We start from the raw sequence: 15,566 nt of genomic DNA, 5'->3' as shown, positions 1-15,566 counted from the left end.
AAGACAAACGCCTGGCAACCGAGTTGCCAGGCGGTCGTCGTCAAAACCCTGAGTTTAGAACGAGTAGCGGCGGGTGGTGACCAGACCCGCTGGCGACGTGGCCGTCAGGTTGATGGTGCAAGCACCACCAGAGAAGGAAGTGAGCGTGCTGGTCGGCGTCAATGCGACCGACACCACGGTCGGGCTGATGGTGTTGGGCACCGTCGTGGGCGACACCACCAGTGCCGGCACCACCGCGGTCGTGGCCGTGCCCGTGCCCGTGGTGCAGTTGCCCGTGGCCGACAGCGCGGTCTTGTTGGGCAAGGCGTTGCCCAAGTCATCCGACACCGTGACCGTGAAAACAGCACCCGTGTTGCTGCTCACGCCGCCCCAAGAGGCCACGCCGCTGGACCAGCTGAGGGTGACGCCCTTGCGAACGCGGATCGAGCTGCTCCAGAGACCATCGCAGGTGTTCGGCATTTGGTAGGCCACGCTGCCCACACTGTTGCAGGCCACATTGCCCGTCATGCCGCCCGCGATGGGTTGGTCCACCAGCGAGTTGAAGGCCGCTGCCTTGGGGTCTTTGGGCAGGTACACCTGACCCACATCGGTAAAGGACTCGCCCGCGTCGTATTGGTTGTTGCCGTTGGCATCGACGAAATCTTCTTCACCATCCAGGTAGGCCAGCACGGTCAACAAACCGCTGCTGGGGCGCTCACCTGCCGAGGTCCAAGTGGCCGTGCAACCCGAGGTGGCATCGACCAGGCAAGAGCCCGTCACCTGGCCGTGGGAAGCCACCAGATTGACCACCGTGCCCGCGGGGATCGGGTTGCCCAGGCGGTCCGACAGCAGCACCGAAATGGTGGTTTGCACACCTTGAATGATGCTGGTGCCCCCGCCCGAGGCTTCCAGATTGAGCACCGTGGCGGCGATCGACGAGCGCAGTTGGGTCGGACGACCGTTGGTCACGGCCAGTCCCACCGAGTTCGCCTGGATGTTGCTGTTGTTGGTCAGCTTGGCCGTGACCAGGATCGGGGTTGGCAGGGTGCCCGAGCTGAGGATGGCTTGCACATTGCCCGAGGCATCGGTCGTCAGCACCTGGCTGGCGGTTGTGTTGAGGCCGTTGGCCAGGAAGGTCACGCCCGACGAGATGGCCTGGGCATTGAGACTCAGGGTCACCGACTGGCCCGACAGGCCCAGCCCTTGTTCGTTGAGCAACTGGAACTTGGCGTTCAGTTGTTTGACGCCGGTGGTCGCCGAGCTGATGACGGCCACGGTGGGTGTGCCAGAGACGTAGGTCAGAGACGCCGCCACGTTCTTGGCCGCGACCTGATAAGCCGCCGCGTTGGAGGTCACCGACGAACCGCCAATGGACGAGGTGGCCACGATGGTGCCCGCACCAGCCAACGACAACGGAGAAACCTGAACCCTGGCCACGCCGCTGGTGTCCGTCAGGGCCGTGGCAGGCGACAAAGTGACCAGGGACGTGTCCCCGGCGAAGGACACCAACTGGTTGACGATCGGGGTGCTCCGGGCGTCCAACACCTGGGCCTGGGCCAGGTAAGTGGAGCCAGACTGCAAAGTGACGGGGACGCCCAGGGCATTGCCCGTGGTGTCCGTCAGGGTCACCACCACCGTGGGTGTGGCGCTGGAGGTCGAGGAAGACCCACCCGAGGTAGTGCCTGCGCTGCCGCCGCCACCGCCGCAAGCCGTCAACAAGCCCGCAACGAGCACAACGAAACCGTATTTCAAATAATTCACAAACAAACCCTCCAGCCCCATTAACGATTGGTGGCGCGATCAGACACCATCTTTGGCGTGATGAACACCAGCATTTCCTGTTTGTTGGTCGACTTGGTCTTGGACTTGAACAGGTTGCCCATGACCGGGATGTCACCCAGCAACGGCACCTTGGCCTCGCTATCGGACTCCGTCAACTCAAAAATACCGCCGATCACGACCGTGCCGCCATTCTCAACCAGGACTTGGGTCTTGATGTGCTTCGTGTTGATCGCAATGCCCTGGGCCGTGGTCTCACCCTTGCTGTCCTTGTTGATGTCCAAGTCAAGGATGATGTTGCCTTCGGGGGTGATCTGCGGCGTCACCTCCAGTTTCAGGTTGGCTTTGCGGAAAGCCACCGACGTGGCACCGCTCGAGGTCGCCTGCTGGTAAGGGAACTCGGTGCCCTGCTCGATCAAGGCCTTGGTCTGGTCGGCCGTGATCACCCGCGGGCTGGACACCACCTTGCCCTTGCCGTCGGCTTCCAGGGCCGAGATTTCAAGGTTCAGGAAACGGTTGGCGGCCGAATTGAAAATCGACAAGGCAAACGATGACGCTGAATACCCCCCCTGCCCCGCGGCAGGCAGGTTGACAAAGCTGGTGTTGGTGGTGGTCATCACGTTGGCGGTCTCACCGGTGGTGGACGACACGGCATCGTACGAGCCGCCAAACGCGACACGGTTGCCGCCCCCCAGTGCGTAACCCGCGTTGCCGCCGTTCACCCCGCGCAAATCACTGCCGCCCAGGCGCACGCCCAGCGAACGGCCGAAAGTATCCGAGGCTTCGACAATCCGCGCCTCGATCAGCACCTGGCGCACCGGGATGTCCAGCTTGGCCAACAATTCCTGCACTTCGACGAGCTTCTTGGCGGTGTCGGTGACAAAAAGTTGGTTGGTGCGGGGCTCGGCGATCACGCTGCCACGTTCGGACAAGAAACGGGTCACGCCAGCAGCACTGCCAGCGATCGCCCCCCCCGCGACACCGCGCAGCTGGATCACCATCTCAGACGCCTTGGCGTAGTTGAGCTGGAAGGATTGGGTGCGCAGGGTCTCGAGCCGCTCGATGGCCTGCAGCGCCTCCAGGTCCTTCTTGGTGCGGGCGTCCAGTTCGTCACGCGGGGCAATCCAGAGCACATTGCCCGACTTGCGCATGCCCAGGCCTTTGGAGTCCATGATGATCTGCAGGGCCTGGTCCCACGGCACGTCTTTCAGGCGCAGCGTCAGGTTGCCTGACACGGTGTCCGAGGTCACGATGTTGAAGTTGGTGAAATCCGCAATCACCTGCAACAGGGAGCGCACGTCGATGCTCTGGAAATTGAGCGAGAGTTTCTCGCCCACATAGCTGGGCGCCTGCAACAGCTTGCTGGTATCGACCTTCTTGGGGCGCACTTCGACCACGAACTGATCGTCACTTTGGTAAGCAGAATGCTCCCAATCGCCGGTCGGCTCGATCAGCACCCGCACGCGATCGCCAGTCTGGTTGGAGGTGATGGTCTTCACCGGGGTGCCGAAATCGGTCACATCCAGACGGCGGCGCAGCCCCTCGGGCAGCGAGGTCTTGAGGAACTCCACCACGAGGCCCTGGCCCTGAACCTTGAGGTCCACCCCGGTCTGGTTGTTGGGCAGGCTCACCACCACGCGGCCGGCGTTGTCGGTGCCACGCCGGAAATCGACGTCTTTGAGCGGCATCACATCGGCATTGCGCGACTCGGCAAACGAGTTCTGCAACGCGGCAGCAACCGGCGCCCCAGTGGCCGAAGGTTCGAAGGTGATCAAAACGGACTTGCCATCCACTTGGGTGGTGTAGGCCGAGTATTTCTTGAGGTTCAGCACCAGACGGGTACGGTCCGAGGCCTGAATCACGTTCACCGAGCGGACATTGCCTTGGGCAAACTCCACGGTGTTCTTGTTGAGCGCACTGCCCACCGCCGGCAAGTCAATCGCGACGCGGGCCGGTGACTGGATCCCGAAACCATTGGGCTTGAAATCCACCGGGTTGGCAAAATCAAACCGAACGATCTCCGCGCCCGATTGGGAGGCAATCGACACCGACTGCAGGGTTTGCGGATTCTGGGCCCAGGTCAACGAAGCAGACAAGGCCAATAAACCGCCCAGAGACACCCACTTGCTCAATGCAGTTCTCATCCATGACTTCAACATATTCATTTCCCCCGCTCCTGCAACTGCAATGAGGCTGGTCGCTCGATCCAGTCACCTGAAGAGTCCTGCACCACTTCGCGCAACTGGATCTCCGTTTCTGTGATTTTGAGAACTCGCCCGTAGTTCTGCCCCAGGTGGTTACCGACCTTCACCTGGTACAGAAGGTTGTCCACCCGCAGCAAGGCCACAGGCTCGTTGTTCTTGTGCATGCTGCCGACCATCGCCATCGAGTCCAGCGGCATCATTTCAAGTGCCTCTTTGCGCCGCGCCATCTCAGGCGCGATGATGGCCATGTTGCCCGGCGTCGCGGAATCCCGCTTCAGTGCCTGGGTCAGCTTCTGCATATTGAAAGGGTCAACCGAAGTGGCCCCCTCGTACTCTTGTGGCAAAAATTTCTTGGGTTCGACGAGCGGCGTCACCTTCGGCCGACTCTGCGACTTCTGATCGGCAATCCAGGCGTGGATTTCGTCACCCTCCGAGAAACAAGCGCTCAACAGGAGCACCGACAAACAAGGCAACCACCAAGCTTTGTGGGTCATTTCACCCCCCCGGCCTTGCGCTGGCTGGCGATCTCGTCGGTGTCCAGATACCGGTATGTGCGGGCGGTGGCGTCCATGCTGAGCACCCCGTCACGCGCGGGGGTGAGGGTCAGGTTGCTCAAGGTCACGATGCGCGACAAATGGGCCACATCGGAGGCGAAATACCCAATGTCGTGGTACTTGCCTGTGACCCGGATGGAAATGGGCAGCTCAGCGTAATACTCCTTGACCACCATCTGGCCGGGACGGAAAAGCTCAAACTGCAAACTGCGCCCCAACCCAGCCTGGTTGATGTCCGACAACAAGGCCGACATTTCAGCCTTGCCTGGCAATTGCTTTTCAAGCTGGGTCACATACTGCTGGATCTGCTCGCGCTGCTTTTTCAAAGCATCGAGGTTGACGGCTTTGGTGAGTTTCTTGCCGAAATCCTCTTTCAGCGTCTGCTCTGTCGCCACCTCGGTGTCGAGCTCGGTCTGGAAATCGGTCAGCCACGCAAACCAAGCCACCGCGACCACACCGACCATGATCACGACACACAACAGATAACGCGGAAACGCCGGCCACAGCGAAGGATCCCGGGGGTCCAGTTCAGAGAACTGCCGAGTCAGCTGTTCAAACAGCTCTTCGACATCGATGGACAGGTTTTTATTGATCGCCATGTTGAGACTCACTTCTTGGCCGCAGCTTCGGCCGCCTTCTCAACCTCGGAGGCCCGCAACAACTGAAAGCGCATGCCGAAGTTGGCGACACGGCGTTGGTCGCGGGAACTCAAGCTGACCGACCCCGCTTGAATCTCAAGCAACTCGGGTCGTGCAAACCATGTCGAGCCCGAGGCAAAGTTCTTCAGAACTTCAGACACCCGCTGATTGGACTGGGCCACCCCTTGAATCAGGATGGTTCCACCTTCCTGCCGCATGCTGGTGATGTAAACCCCATCCGGCAATTGGCGCACCAGTTCATTCATCAAGAAGGTCTGGGCATTGCGGTCGGACTGCAAATCCTCGACCGCTTTCTGACGGGCCTTCAGGGCGGCGATTTCCATTTCGATGTTGGAAATCTCCTTGATCTGGGTCTCCAGATTCTTGATTTCCGAGCGCAGGACCTCGTTGCGCCCCTGCTGCTCAGCGATCAGCGATTGGTACGTCAAATACACCAGCGCCACCACGGCCCCCCCCACCAATGCCGAGGCGACCAGGGTGACCTGAAACGCTTCCTTGCGTTTGAGTCGGGCCGCCTCGCGGTGCGGCAATAGGTTGATCAAAATCATGACAGGAACCTCCGCATGGCCAAGCCACACGAGGTCAGGTAAGCCGGGGCCTCCCGTGCCATTTTCTTGAGCCGCACCGAATCGTTCACGGCCATGCCTTCAAAAGGATTCACCACGCTGCAGGCAAAAGAAGTCTGCTGCATGACGGCCTCGGCCAAACCGGGCAGCGCCGAGGAACCGCCCGCCAAGAAAATGTGATCCACCCGGTTGAATGGGGTACTGGTGAAGAAAAACTGCAGCGCGCGACCAATCTCCTGCGCCACGCTCTCGACAAAGGGGCGCAAAACCGCCATGGCGTAATCGTCAGGCAACTCGCCAGAGCGCTTCTTGGTTTCAGCCTCTTCGGGCGAGAACCCATATTGGCGCACGATCAGCTGGCTCAACTGGGCGCCCCCAAAAGCCTGATCCCGCTCATAGAGCACTTCGTGGTCTTTGATCACCTGCAGGCTGGTGGTCATGGAGCCAATTTCAAACAAAGCGACCATCAAGCCCGCCCCTTGGCCCGGCAAGTTATCGATCAGGCGCCCTGCGGCCAGGCGGGATGCGAAGGTTTCGACGTCCAGCACCACAGGTTTCAGCCCCGCCGCTTCGGCGAGGCCTTGTCGGTCCTGGACCTTTTCTTTGCGCGATGCCGCGATCAACACATCCACATCGCCAGTGGAACTGAGACTCGGACCCACCACGCAGAAATCGAGGCTCACCTCATCCAGCGAGAAAGGGATGTATTGGTTGGCTTCGGACTCCACCTGCACTTCGAGTTCCTGGTCCGACAGCCCACCGGGCAGCACAATGCGCTTGGTGATGACCGCCGATGCCGGCAGCGCCATGGCCACATTCTTGGTGCGCGAACCGCTCTTTTTGACCACCCGCTTCACGGCCTCGGCGACCTCGTCGAACTTTTCAATGTTGCCGTCGACGATCCATCCCTTCTCGAGCTGCTCCATGGCGCAGCGTTCGAGCACGTACCCTCCGGACTTATCGCGACCCAGCTCGACCAGCTTGACGCTGGATGAACTGATGTCAATGCCAAGCAGGGGCGCCACCTGCCGGCTGAACAATGATCCTAAAGAGATCAAGATGGTCCCCCGTAACACGCCCGGACGGACGTTTCAACTTCATACTTTGCTTGAATGCTAGCAGCAAGGGTGTTGACGGGCAAAGAATTTCAGCCCGTGCACGGACACACCTCGTTGTCAAAAGCATACGATTTCACGGTATTTTGCAACAAGTTACATACCTCGCTGGGCAGCCGTCGAACACCAAATCAGTGCCCGCTGATCCGATTTCTATAATTCGCCATTCACTTCGTATCGCACCATGGCAAGCCCCCCCTCTTCAGCACCCGCGGACAAGACCGCCGCCCCCCGCAGCGGCCTGAGCCGATGGCTGCTTCGGGCCCTGGTCTGGCTGGTGGGCTTGGCCGTGGCCGGGGCACTGAGCGTGGTGATGGTGGTCGCAGTGGCCATGTCGATGGCCTACCCCAACCTGCCGGACATTTCTGAGTTGTCGGACTACCAGCCCAAGCTGCCGCTGCGGGTGTACTCGGCCGAGGGCGCGCTGCTGGGGGAGTTCGGCGAAGAGCGTCGCAACCTGACCCCGATCAAGGACATTCCCCAAGTCATGAAGGACGCCGTGCTGGCGGTCGAAGACGCGCGCTTCTACCAACACGGCGGGGTGGATTACATCGGGGTCTTTCGAGCCGGCCTGGCCAATTTAGGTCGAGCCAAAAGCCAGGGCGCGTCGACCATCACCATGCAGGTGGCGCGCAACGTGTATTTATCGTCCGAAAAAACATTTACCCGGAAAATATACGAAATATTACTGACATTCAAACTCGAGCATTTACTGAGCAAGGATCAGATTCTCGAGATTTACATGAATCAGATTTTCCTCGGCAACCGTGCCTATGGATTTTCAGCAGCCGCGGATACCTATTTCGGCAAACCCCTGAAAGACGTCACCGTGGCCGAGGCCGCGATGCTGGCGGGCTTGCCCAAAGCGCCGTCGGCTTACAACCCGATCAGCAACCCGAAGCGGGCCCGGATTCGCCAGCTCTACATCATCGACCGCATGGAAGACAACGGCTTCATCACCGAAGCCCAGGCCGAGCAGGCGCGCAAAGAGCCCCTGAAGGTCAAATTTGGGCCCGACAGCTCGCGCGTGCACGCCGAGTACGTGGCTGAAACCGTGCGCCAGTTGGTGGTGGCGCAGTACGGCACGGCGGCTTACACGCGCGGCCTGAACGTGTACACCACCATCGCGGCCGTGGACCAGGATGTGGCCTACAAGGCGCTGCGCAAGGGCATCATGGACTTTGAGCGTCGGCAGGTCTACCGCGGCCCCGAGAAGTTCATCACCCTGCCCAACACCCCGAAGGAACAGGACGAGGCGCTGGACGACGTCTTTGGCGACCACCCTGACAACGGCGATGTGATGGCCGCGGTGGTGCTGGAGGCAACCCCGAAGAAGATCCACGCGATCCGGCCCAACGGTGACACCCTGGAGATCACAGGCGATGGCCTCAAGCCCGCGCAGTCGGGCCTGTCGGACAAGGCACCGCCCAACATCAAACTGCGTCGCGGTGCGCTGATCCGTGTGGTCAAGACGCCCAAGGACACCTGGGAAATCACCCAACTGCCCGAGGTGGAAGGCGCTTTTGTGGCGCTGGACCCACGCACGGGCGCCATCAAGGCGCTGGTTGGAGGCTTCGATTTTGACAAGAACAAGTTCAACCACGTGACCCAGGCTTGGCGCCAGCCGGGCTCCAGCTTCAAGCCGTTCATTTATTCGGCGGCACTGGAAAAAGGCTTTGGCCCAGCCACCGTGGTCAACGATGCCCCCCTGTTCTTCGACGCGGGCACCACTGGCGGGCAACCCTGGGAACCCAAGAACTACGACGGCACCTTTGACGGCCCCATGTCGCTGCGCCGGGGTCTGGCCAAGTCGAAGAACATGATCTCGATCCGGGTGCTGCAATCGATTGGCGCCCGCTACGCCCAGGAGTGGGTCACGCACTTCGGCTTTGAGGCCGAAAAGCACCCGGCCTACTTGACCATGGCGCTGGGGGCCGGCTCGGTCACCCCCATGCAGATGGCCACCGGTTACGCGGTGTTTGCCAATGGGGGCTACCGCGTCAACCCCTGGGTGATCGAGCGCATCACCGACCAGAAGGGCAAGTTGCTGGTGGAGAGCAAACCCACCCCCCTGGATGAAAGCACCCGCGCCATCTCGCCGCGCAATGCCTTCTTGATGCAAAGTCTGTTGCAAGAGGTGGCGCGCTCGGGCACCGCGGCCAAGGCCCAGGCCACCCTGAAACGCCCGGACATCTATGGCAAGACCGGCACCACCAACGACTCGATGGACGCCTGGTTTGCCGGCTTCCAGCCGACGCTGGCGGCTGTGACCTGGATTGGCTACGACACCCCGCGCAAGCTGGGCGACCGCGAAACGGGCGGCGGCCTGAGCCTGCCCGTCTGGATCACATTCATGGAGCGCGCCCTCAAGGGCGTGCCCGTGATGGAAGCCACCGCCCCCGAAGGCGTCGTCAATGTGGGCGGTGAGTGGTACTACAGCGAGTACTCGCACAACAACGGTGTGGGCCACCTGGGCATGGATGACCGGGGCGGCAGCGCAGGCACGGCGCCGCCAACCGCGGCCCCCTCGCCTGCCCCCGGGGGCGACGAACGCTCCAAGATCCTGGACCTGTTCCGCAACTGAAACCGGGTGGAGCGCGCTGGGCCAGCGGCGGCCCCGACCGCCAACGCGCCGGTGGCCAAATGGGCCGCTCCGGCCGCACAGCGCCGCGCCCCACGGCGGCCCGTCGGCCCGCGTCCCCGTCAGGCCGGCGCGAAGTGCAAGGGCTGTCCCGCCTGGGCGCTGGCGTCCTGGGTCAGTTGATCAAAGAACAGCGTGGGGCTCTTGGTATCGCGCCAGGCGCCGTCCACCCAACGGTAGTGGTAGCCGCCGGAGCGCGTGGCCAGCCACACTTCATGCAGCGGCTTTTGCAGGTTGATGACGATTTGACTGCGCCCCGGAAAGCTCAGGGTGATCATGCCGCCGCTGCGCTGGGCATCGATGTCGGCCTCGGTCGTGTCATTGAGGGCATCGCAGGTCAATTCAACTGCTTTGAGCAAGGCTTCTGCGTGGTCCATGAATTCGAGGTCGGTCATTACTACAATTCGTTGATGTTGAGTCGAATCCAAATTCTAGTCAGACCGATTGCCCTTACCGTGCTGACGGCTGCTTCGGGCCTGGCCCTGAGCGGCTGCGGGCAACGCGGTCCGCTGGTGTTCCCGCAGGAAGCCGCGGCCCAGGGCCGTGCCACGCTACCGCAGACACTGATCCCCGACTCGCTGCTGCCCGAACGCCGGCCGTCCAACACGGCCCCCTCGACGGTGCCCCGCACCCAACTGCCCGCCGACGCGATGTCGGCGCCGACCTCCCCCGCTGCTGCCACCCCATGACCCAAGCCCTGCTGCCCGGCCACCCCCACGTCCACTACCGCGACCAGACCCTCTTCGTTGACCACGTGTCGGCGGCCGATCTGGCCTCGCAATTCGGGACCCCGCTGTTTGTGTACTCCAAGGCCGCCATGCTGTCGGCACTGGCCGCGTACCAACGCGGTTTTGCAGGTCGCAAGGCCCAGATCTGCTACGCCATGAAGGCCAACTCCTCGCTCGCGGTCCTGCAGGTGTTCGCGCAGGCGGGTTGCGGATTCGACATCGTCTCGGGCGGCGAACTGGCCCGCGTGCAGGCGGCGGGGGGTGACCTCAGCAAGGTGATTTTCTCGGGCGTCGGCAAGACCCGCGCCGAAATGCGCGAGGCCCTGGAGCTGGGCATTGGCTGCTTCAACGTGGAGAGCGAAGCCGAACTCGAGGTGCTCAACGATGTCGCCTTGAGCGTGCAACGCCAGGCCCCGGTCAGCATCCGCGTCAACCCGAACGTGGACCCCAAGACCCACCCCTACATCTCGACCGGCCTCAAGGGCAACAAGTTTGGCGTGGCCCACGACCGCGCCGTGCAGACCTACCAGCACGCCGCGGCCCTGCCGGGCCTGCGCGTGGTGGGCATCGACTGCCACATCGGCTCGCAGATCACCCAGGTCGACCCCTACCTGGACGCCATGGACCGCATCCTCGACCTGGTCGAGGCGATTGAGGCGGCCGGCGTTCCCATCCACCACATCGACTTTGGTGGCGGCTTGGGCATCAACTACAACGGCGACACACCGCCGGAAGCCGACGCGCTGTGGGCCCGCCTGCTGGCCAAGCTCGATGCGCGCGGCTTTGGCGACCGCCAACTGATGATTGAGCCGGGTCGCTCGCTGGTCGGTAACGCCGGCCTGTGCCTGACCGAGGTGCTCTACCTCAAGCCGGGCGAACAAAAGAACTTCTGCATCGTCGACGCGGCCATGAACGATCTGCCGCGCCCGGCCATGTACGAGGCCTTCCACCACATCGTGCCGGTGCAGCAGAGCGCCGCCGCGCCCACGCTGTACGACGTCGTCGGCCCGGTCTGCGAAAGTGGTGACTGGATCGGCCGCGAACGCGCCCTGGCAGCGCAACCGGGCGACACGCTGGCCGTGCTGTCGGCAGGGGCTTACTGCATGAGCATGTCGAGCAACTACAACACCCGCGGCCGCCTGGCCGAGGTGCTGGTCGACGACCAGGGCCCCCACCTGATCCGCCGCCGCGAGACCGCACAGGACACCTTCGCGCTGGAAAACCTGCTGCCCGCCTGAGGGTTGACCTGAATCAAGGCCCGCTTCGCCAGGGCCACTAGAGTGCAGGCTGCCAAAATGGCTTAGTCAAGCTGGGAGTCTGCATGCCGATTGAACTCTACCGTGATGCGGATCACGCCTGCCTCATGTTCACCGACCTCATCGAGGAAGGGGGGCAAGCGGTGCAGGCCAATCAGTTCCTGATCGTCGACGATGGCACGGGCGCCATCCTCGACCCCGGAGGCAACCTGGCCTTCAACGAGTTGTTCCTGGGCATGTCCAAGCACTTCCCGCCCAGCAAACTGAGCTACCTGCTGGCCTCGCACGCCGACCCCGACATCATTGCCTCGCTGGACCGCTGGATGACGTCGACCCGGGCCAAGCTCGTGATCTCGCGCATCTGGGAGCGTTTCGCGCCCCATTTCGCCAAAGTCGGCAAGACCGAGGACCGCGTGATTGGCGTGCCCGATGCCGGCGGCAAACTGCGCGTCGGTCGGCATGACCTGTGGCTGCTACCCGCGCACTTCATGCACTCGGAGGGCAACTTCCAGTTCTACGACCCGGTCAGCCGCATCCTGTTCACCGGCGACCTCGGGGTGTCCATGACCACCGGCGCCCAGGCCCAAAAGCCGGTCACGGACCTCACTGAGCACATCCCGCTGATGGAGGGCTTTCACCGGCGCTACATGGTGTCCAACAAGGTGCTGCGCCTGTGGGTGCGCATGGCCCGCCAGCTGGACATCGCGATGCTGGTGCCACAGCATGGCGCGCCCATCGTCGGGGCCAAAGCGATCCAGCAGTTCTTTGACTGGCTTGAAGCCCTGATGTGCGGCATCGACCTGTTCGATGACCGCGCCTACCAACTGCCCACGCTGCAGATTGACCCGCAGCGCGGCGCCCAGCCGACACTGCGCGCGGTAGGACGCTGAGCCCCTGCGCGGCCCGGAGGCCGCGCCCCCCCCCCTGTGCGACACACAGGCCCCTCGGCCCCAGGCCGGGTGCGCCTCAGCCGCGGCGCACGGCGCGGTGCAGGCGCCAACCCAACAAGGCCACGATCAGCAGGCCGTACACCGCCACTTCGGTGAAGTTGTTCTTGCCAGCGCGCATCCAGAAGAAGTGCAGCAAGCCCAACAACACGACGCCATACACCACCCGGTGCAGGCGCTGCCACTGCTTGCCCCCCAGGGCCTTGATGGCGCGGTTGAACGAGGTCAGGGTGAGCGGCCACATCAGCAACCAGGCGGTGACCCCCACCAAGATGAAGGGCCGCTTGACCGTGTCACGCAAGATGTCACCCAGGTCCAGGCCCATGTCAAAGGCCGCATAGCAGAGCAAGTGCAGGCTGGCATAAAACCAGGCGGCCAGGCCGAACAGGCGCCGCACCCGGGCCAGCGCGGGCACCCCCAAGCTGACGCGCAAGGGCGTGACCGCGAGGGTCAGGCACAGGGCGCGCAGCGTCCAGTCGCCTGTGCTGCGGATCAGCGCTTCGGCCGGGTTCGCGCCCAGGGTGTCCAGCACCACCCCCACCACCAGCCAGGCCAGCGGCAACAGGCACAACAGGGTCTGCAGCCAGGGGCGCCAAGGTGACAGCAGCAGGCGCTGCGCGCTTTGCCGCAAGGCCTGAACCCAGGGCGCCGAGGCCGGCGTGCCCCCCGCCGACGGCGGCACAGCAGCGCGGGCCATCAGTAGAACTTCTTCAAGTCCATGCCGGCGTAGAGCGATGCCACCTGCGCCTCGTAGCCGTTGAACTTCAGGGTCTTGCGCTTCTTGGCGAACAAACCGTCTTCGCCAATGCGGCGCTCGGTGGCCTGGCTCCAGCGTGGGTGATCCACCTCGGGGTTCACGTTGGAGTAGAAACCGTACTCGTTGGCCGCCGCCTTGTTCCAGGCCGTGCCCGGTTCTTTCTCGGTGAAACGGATGCGCACCAGGCTCTTGGCGCTCTTGAAGCCATACTTCCAGGGCACCACCAGGCGCACCGGGGCCCCGTTCTGGTTGGGCAAGACCTCGCCATACATGCCAAAGGCCAGCAAGGTCAGGGGGTGCATGGCCTCATCGAGGCGCAAGCCCTCGACATAGGGCCAATCCAGCACACGCGAACCCACAAACGGCATGGTCTTGGGGTCGGCCAGGGTGTGGAACTCGACGTATTTGGCACTGCCCAGGGGCTCCACGCGGCGGATCAGCTCGGCCAGTGAATACCCCACCCAGGGGATCACCATCGACCAGCCTTCGACGCAGCGCAGGCGGTAGATGCGCTCCTCCATCGGGCTCAGCTTGAGCAGGTCTTCAAGCGCCAGCTTGCCAGGCTTCTTGACCAGGCCATCCACCTCAACCGACCAGGGACTGGTCTTGAGCGTGTGGGCGTTGCGGGCGGGGTCGGCCTTGTCGGTGCCGAACTCGTAGAAGTTGTTGTAGCCGGCCGCGTCTTTGTACTCGGTGATCTTCTCCATCAAGACGGCCCCCAGCACGGCCGAGCGCCCCCCCGCCAAGGTGGCCAGCTTGCCCGGCTTGGGGTAAGGCGCCTGCTGCGCCAGCGCGTCACGCGCGGCCCAGGCCCCCAAGGTGGTGCCAGCGCCGGTCAGCGCCAACTGTTGCAACCAGCGCCGCCGCCCCGCATACATCTCGGGGGGGGTGATCTCGCTGGGCAGGGGGGTGGCCTGCGTGTGGTCTCGGGTGTGAATCAGCATGAAAGCTCCTTAGGTGGACATGGGTCGCACTCAGCGCCCGATTCTTTCAAGGATTCGAAAATTTCGCAGAGGTTTCACAATGTCCCGTAGCTGTGCAGGCCACTCAGGAACATGTTGACGCCGATGAACGCGAAGGTCGTCACCGCCAGCCCCACCAACGCCCACCAGGCCGACAGGGTGCCACGCAGACCCTTCATGAGGCGCATGTGCAGCCAGGCGGCGTAGTTGAGCCAGACGATCAGGGCCCAGGTCTCCTTGGGGTCCCAGCTCCAGTAGCCCCCCCAGGCCTCAGCCGCCCAGAGGGCGCCCAGCACGGTGGCGATGGTGAAGAAGGCAAAACCCACCGCGATCGACTTGTACATCACGTCGTCCAACACCTCGAGGCTGGGCAGGCGGCTGGCAATGCGCCGGCGTGCGGCCAGGATGCCGCCCACAATCAAGGCCGACACCCCAAAGTACACCAGCCAGTAGCTGCTGCCCGCCTCGGTGCTGCCACGGCGGAAGACAATGGGCTCAAAGCACAGCACCAGGCCCAGCAGGCCCAGCGGCGCCAGCTTGTACCAGCGGGTTTCGCCCGCCTGTTGCTTGATCAGGTAGGCAAAAGCCACCATGGCCGACAGGGCAAAAGTGCCATAGCCAATGAAGTTGGCCGGCACGTGCAGCTTCATCCACCAGCTCTTGAGGGCCGGCACCAGCGGCTGGATCTCATGGGCTTCGCGCACCACGGTGTACCAAAGCAAAAAGCCCACCGCCGCACTGACCACCAACATGACAAACGCCCCCAGGGAGCGGGTTTTGTACTGGGCCTCAAAGTACAGGTAGAACACGGTGGTGATCCAGCAGAACAGCACGAACACCTCGTAGAGGTTGCTGACCGGGATGTGACCGATGTCCGCCCCCAGCAGGTAGCTTTCGTACCAGCGCACCAGGGTGCCGGTCAGCGCCATGACCACCGAAGCCCAGGCCAGGCGGGAGCCTGTGAGCTCCATGGTGGCGCCGTGTTCGCCGCCAATCAGCCCCAGCCAGTAAAACAGGGTGCTCATGAACACCAGCATGCACATCCACAGGATGGCCGACTGACTGGACAGAAAGTACTTGAGCCAGAACACGCTCTCAGCGCGCGCCAGCGTGGGGGCCTCCGCACCGTTTTGATACGACGCGATGGCCAGCAAAGACAGCGCGGCCACCCCCACCATCAGGCCCGCCAGGGGCCGCCACAACCAGCCCAGCCAGATCGCGGTGGGCACGGTGGCCAGCAAGATGCCGGTTTCGTAGCCGTCCAGGTTGCTGCCGTAGCGCACCATCACCGTGATCCCCCCCAGCAAGACCAGGGCCGCAAACAGCCAGTCCCACCAGGAGCGGCGGGAGAAAAAACCTTCGCTGAGGGTGATGGGGGTCGCGGGGCTGGAAACTGTGTTCATGGGGTCCACTCGTGGC

Annotated in this window: 14 protein-coding genes; 4 read left to right on the top strand and 10 right to left on the bottom strand. The window is 63.0% G+C overall.

Features of this window, described 5'->3' with window-relative positions:
- Positions 1-54: 54 nt before the first annotated feature.
- From PSQ40_RS11365 to PSQ40_RS11340, 6 genes are read right to left on the bottom strand one after another with little or no spacing between them, the layout of a single operon-like run.
- Positions 55-1,740 (bottom strand): Ig-like domain-containing protein, encoded by a 1,686-nt coding sequence (locus tag PSQ40_RS11365; protein ID WP_273951573.1) that lies wholly within the window; start codon positions 1,738-1,740, stop codon positions 55-57.
- Between the two features lie 20 nt (positions 1,741-1,760).
- Positions 1,761-3,902: a type IV pilus secretin PilQ gene (gene pilQ / locus PSQ40_RS11360; protein ID WP_273951571.1), complete on the bottom strand. Its 2,142-nt coding sequence runs from the start codon at positions 3,900-3,902 to the stop codon at positions 1,761-1,763.
- 17 nt (positions 3,903-3,919) lie between these two features.
- On the bottom strand, positions 3,920-4,456 hold the full coding sequence (locus PSQ40_RS11355; RefSeq protein ID WP_273951570.1) for a pilus assembly protein PilP: 537 nt from the start codon (positions 4,454-4,456) through the stop codon (positions 3,920-3,922).
- Positions 4,453-5,115 carry a type IV pilus inner membrane component PilO gene (locus tag PSQ40_RS11350; protein ID WP_273951569.1) on the bottom strand — a complete coding sequence of 221 codons (663 nt, stop codon included), beginning with the start codon at positions 5,113-5,115 and terminating at the stop codon, positions 4,453-4,455. The genes PSQ40_RS11355 and PSQ40_RS11350 overlap by 4 nt, the downstream gene beginning before the upstream one ends.
- Before the next feature lie 8 nt (positions 5,116-5,123).
- Complete coding sequence (locus tag PSQ40_RS11345) at positions 5,124-5,723, bottom strand: PilN domain-containing protein (RefSeq protein ID WP_273951745.1); 600 nt, start codon at positions 5,721-5,723, stop codon at positions 5,124-5,126.
- A complete protein-coding gene (locus tag PSQ40_RS11340) occupies positions 5,720-6,799 on the bottom strand; it encodes a pilus assembly protein PilM (RefSeq protein ID WP_273951744.1) in 1,080 nt (359 codons plus the stop codon). The genes PSQ40_RS11345 and PSQ40_RS11340 overlap by 4 nt, the downstream gene beginning before the upstream one ends.
- A 241-nt stretch (positions 6,800-7,040) precedes the next feature.
- Here PSQ40_RS11340 and PSQ40_RS11335 point away from each other — a divergent pair, with 241 nt between their 5' ends.
- Positions 7,041-9,440 carry a penicillin-binding protein 1A gene (locus PSQ40_RS11335; RefSeq protein WP_273951568.1) on the top strand — a complete coding sequence of 800 codons (2,400 nt, stop codon included), beginning with the start codon at positions 7,041-7,043 and terminating at the stop codon, positions 9,438-9,440.
- Positions 9,441-9,559: 119 nt separating this feature from the next.
- Here the strand turns inward: PSQ40_RS11335 and cyaY are convergent, their stop codons facing one another.
- The gene (cyaY, locus tag PSQ40_RS11330) at positions 9,560-9,892 is read right to left on the bottom strand and encodes an iron donor protein CyaY (protein WP_273951567.1); all 333 of its coding nucleotides are present in this window, start codon (positions 9,890-9,892) and stop codon (positions 9,560-9,562) included.
- A 60-nt stretch (positions 9,893-9,952) separates the two neighbouring features.
- Between cyaY and lptM the strand changes: the two genes are divergently transcribed.
- From lptM to PSQ40_RS11315, 3 genes are all read left to right on the top strand, one after another.
- A complete protein-coding gene (gene lptM / locus PSQ40_RS11325) occupies positions 9,953-10,186 on the top strand; it encodes an LPS translocon maturation chaperone LptM (protein WP_273951566.1) in 234 nt (77 codons plus the stop codon).
- Positions 10,183-11,463, top strand: a complete 1,281-nt coding sequence (gene lysA / locus PSQ40_RS11320; RefSeq protein ID WP_273951565.1) for a diaminopimelate decarboxylase — start codon at positions 10,183-10,185, stop codon at positions 11,461-11,463. Before lptM ends, lysA begins: the two co-directional genes overlap by 4 nt.
- A gap of 83 nt (positions 11,464-11,546) precedes the next feature.
- Positions 11,547-12,371, top strand: coding sequence for an oxygen-binding di-iron domain-containing protein (locus tag PSQ40_RS11315; protein WP_273951564.1), 825 nt, complete (start codon positions 11,547-11,549; stop codon positions 12,369-12,371).
- Between the two features lie 76 nt (positions 12,372-12,447).
- Here PSQ40_RS11315 and PSQ40_RS11310 read toward each other — a convergent pair whose 3' ends face one another.
- From PSQ40_RS11310 to ccsB, 3 genes are all read right to left on the bottom strand, one after another.
- Positions 12,448-13,125 (bottom strand): protein-methionine-sulfoxide reductase heme-binding subunit MsrQ, encoded by a 678-nt coding sequence (locus PSQ40_RS11310; protein ID WP_273951562.1) that lies wholly within the window; start codon positions 13,123-13,125, stop codon positions 12,448-12,450.
- On the bottom strand, positions 13,125-14,129 hold the full coding sequence (gene msrP / locus PSQ40_RS11305) for a protein-methionine-sulfoxide reductase catalytic subunit MsrP (RefSeq protein WP_273951561.1): 1,005 nt from the start codon (positions 14,127-14,129) through the stop codon (positions 13,125-13,127). Before msrP ends, PSQ40_RS11310 begins: the two co-directional genes overlap by 1 nt.
- A gap of 74 nt (positions 14,130-14,203) precedes the next feature.
- Positions 14,204-15,550 (bottom strand): c-type cytochrome biogenesis protein CcsB, encoded by a 1,347-nt coding sequence (gene ccsB, locus PSQ40_RS11300; RefSeq protein WP_273951559.1) that lies wholly within the window; start codon positions 15,548-15,550, stop codon positions 14,204-14,206.
- Between the last annotated feature and the right edge of the window lie 16 nt (positions 15,551-15,566).

Source organism: Curvibacter cyanobacteriorum, from assembly GCF_028649475.1.
In the GTDB taxonomy this organism is placed as follows: Bacteria; Pseudomonadota; Gammaproteobacteria; order Burkholderiales; family Burkholderiaceae_C; genus Curvibacter; species Curvibacter cyanobacteriorum.
The sequence above is the reverse complement of the archived record's forward strand: the minus strand, read 5'-3'. Positions and strand labels throughout refer to the sequence as shown.

Coding starts and splice junctions, on each gene's coding strand:
- msrP (WP_273951561.1), bottom strand. CDS start 14,129: ATGCTGATTCACACCCGAGACCACACGCAGGCCACCCCCCTGCCCAGC.
- PSQ40_RS11335 (WP_273951568.1), top strand. CDS start 7,041: ATGGCAAGCCCCCCCTCTTCAGCACCCGCGGACAAGACCGCCGCCCCC.
- PSQ40_RS11345 (WP_273951745.1), bottom strand. CDS start 5,723: ATGATTTTGATCAACCTATTGCCGCACCGCGAGGCGGCCCGACTCAAA.
- pilQ (WP_273951571.1), bottom strand. CDS start 3,902: ATGAGAACTGCATTGAGCAAGTGGGTGTCTCTGGGCGGTTTATTGGCC.
- PSQ40_RS11355 (WP_273951570.1), bottom strand. CDS start 4,456: ATGACCCACAAAGCTTGGTGGTTGCCTTGTTTGTCGGTGCTCCTGTTG.
- PSQ40_RS11315 (WP_273951564.1), top strand. CDS start 11,547: ATGCCGATTGAACTCTACCGTGATGCGGATCACGCCTGCCTCATGTTC.
- cyaY (WP_273951567.1), bottom strand. CDS start 9,892: ATGACCGACCTCGAATTCATGGACCACGCAGAAGCCTTGCTCAAAGCA.
- PSQ40_RS11310 (WP_273951562.1), bottom strand. CDS start 13,125: ATGGCCCGCGCTGCTGTGCCGCCGTCGGCGGGGGGCACGCCGGCCTCG.
- lysA (WP_273951565.1), top strand. CDS start 10,183: ATGACCCAAGCCCTGCTGCCCGGCCACCCCCACGTCCACTACCGCGAC.
- ccsB (WP_273951559.1), bottom strand. CDS start 15,550: ATGAACACAGTTTCCAGCCCCGCGACCCCCATCACCCTCAGCGAAGGT.
- PSQ40_RS11350 (WP_273951569.1), bottom strand. CDS start 5,115: ATGGCGATCAATAAAAACCTGTCCATCGATGTCGAAGAGCTGTTTGAA.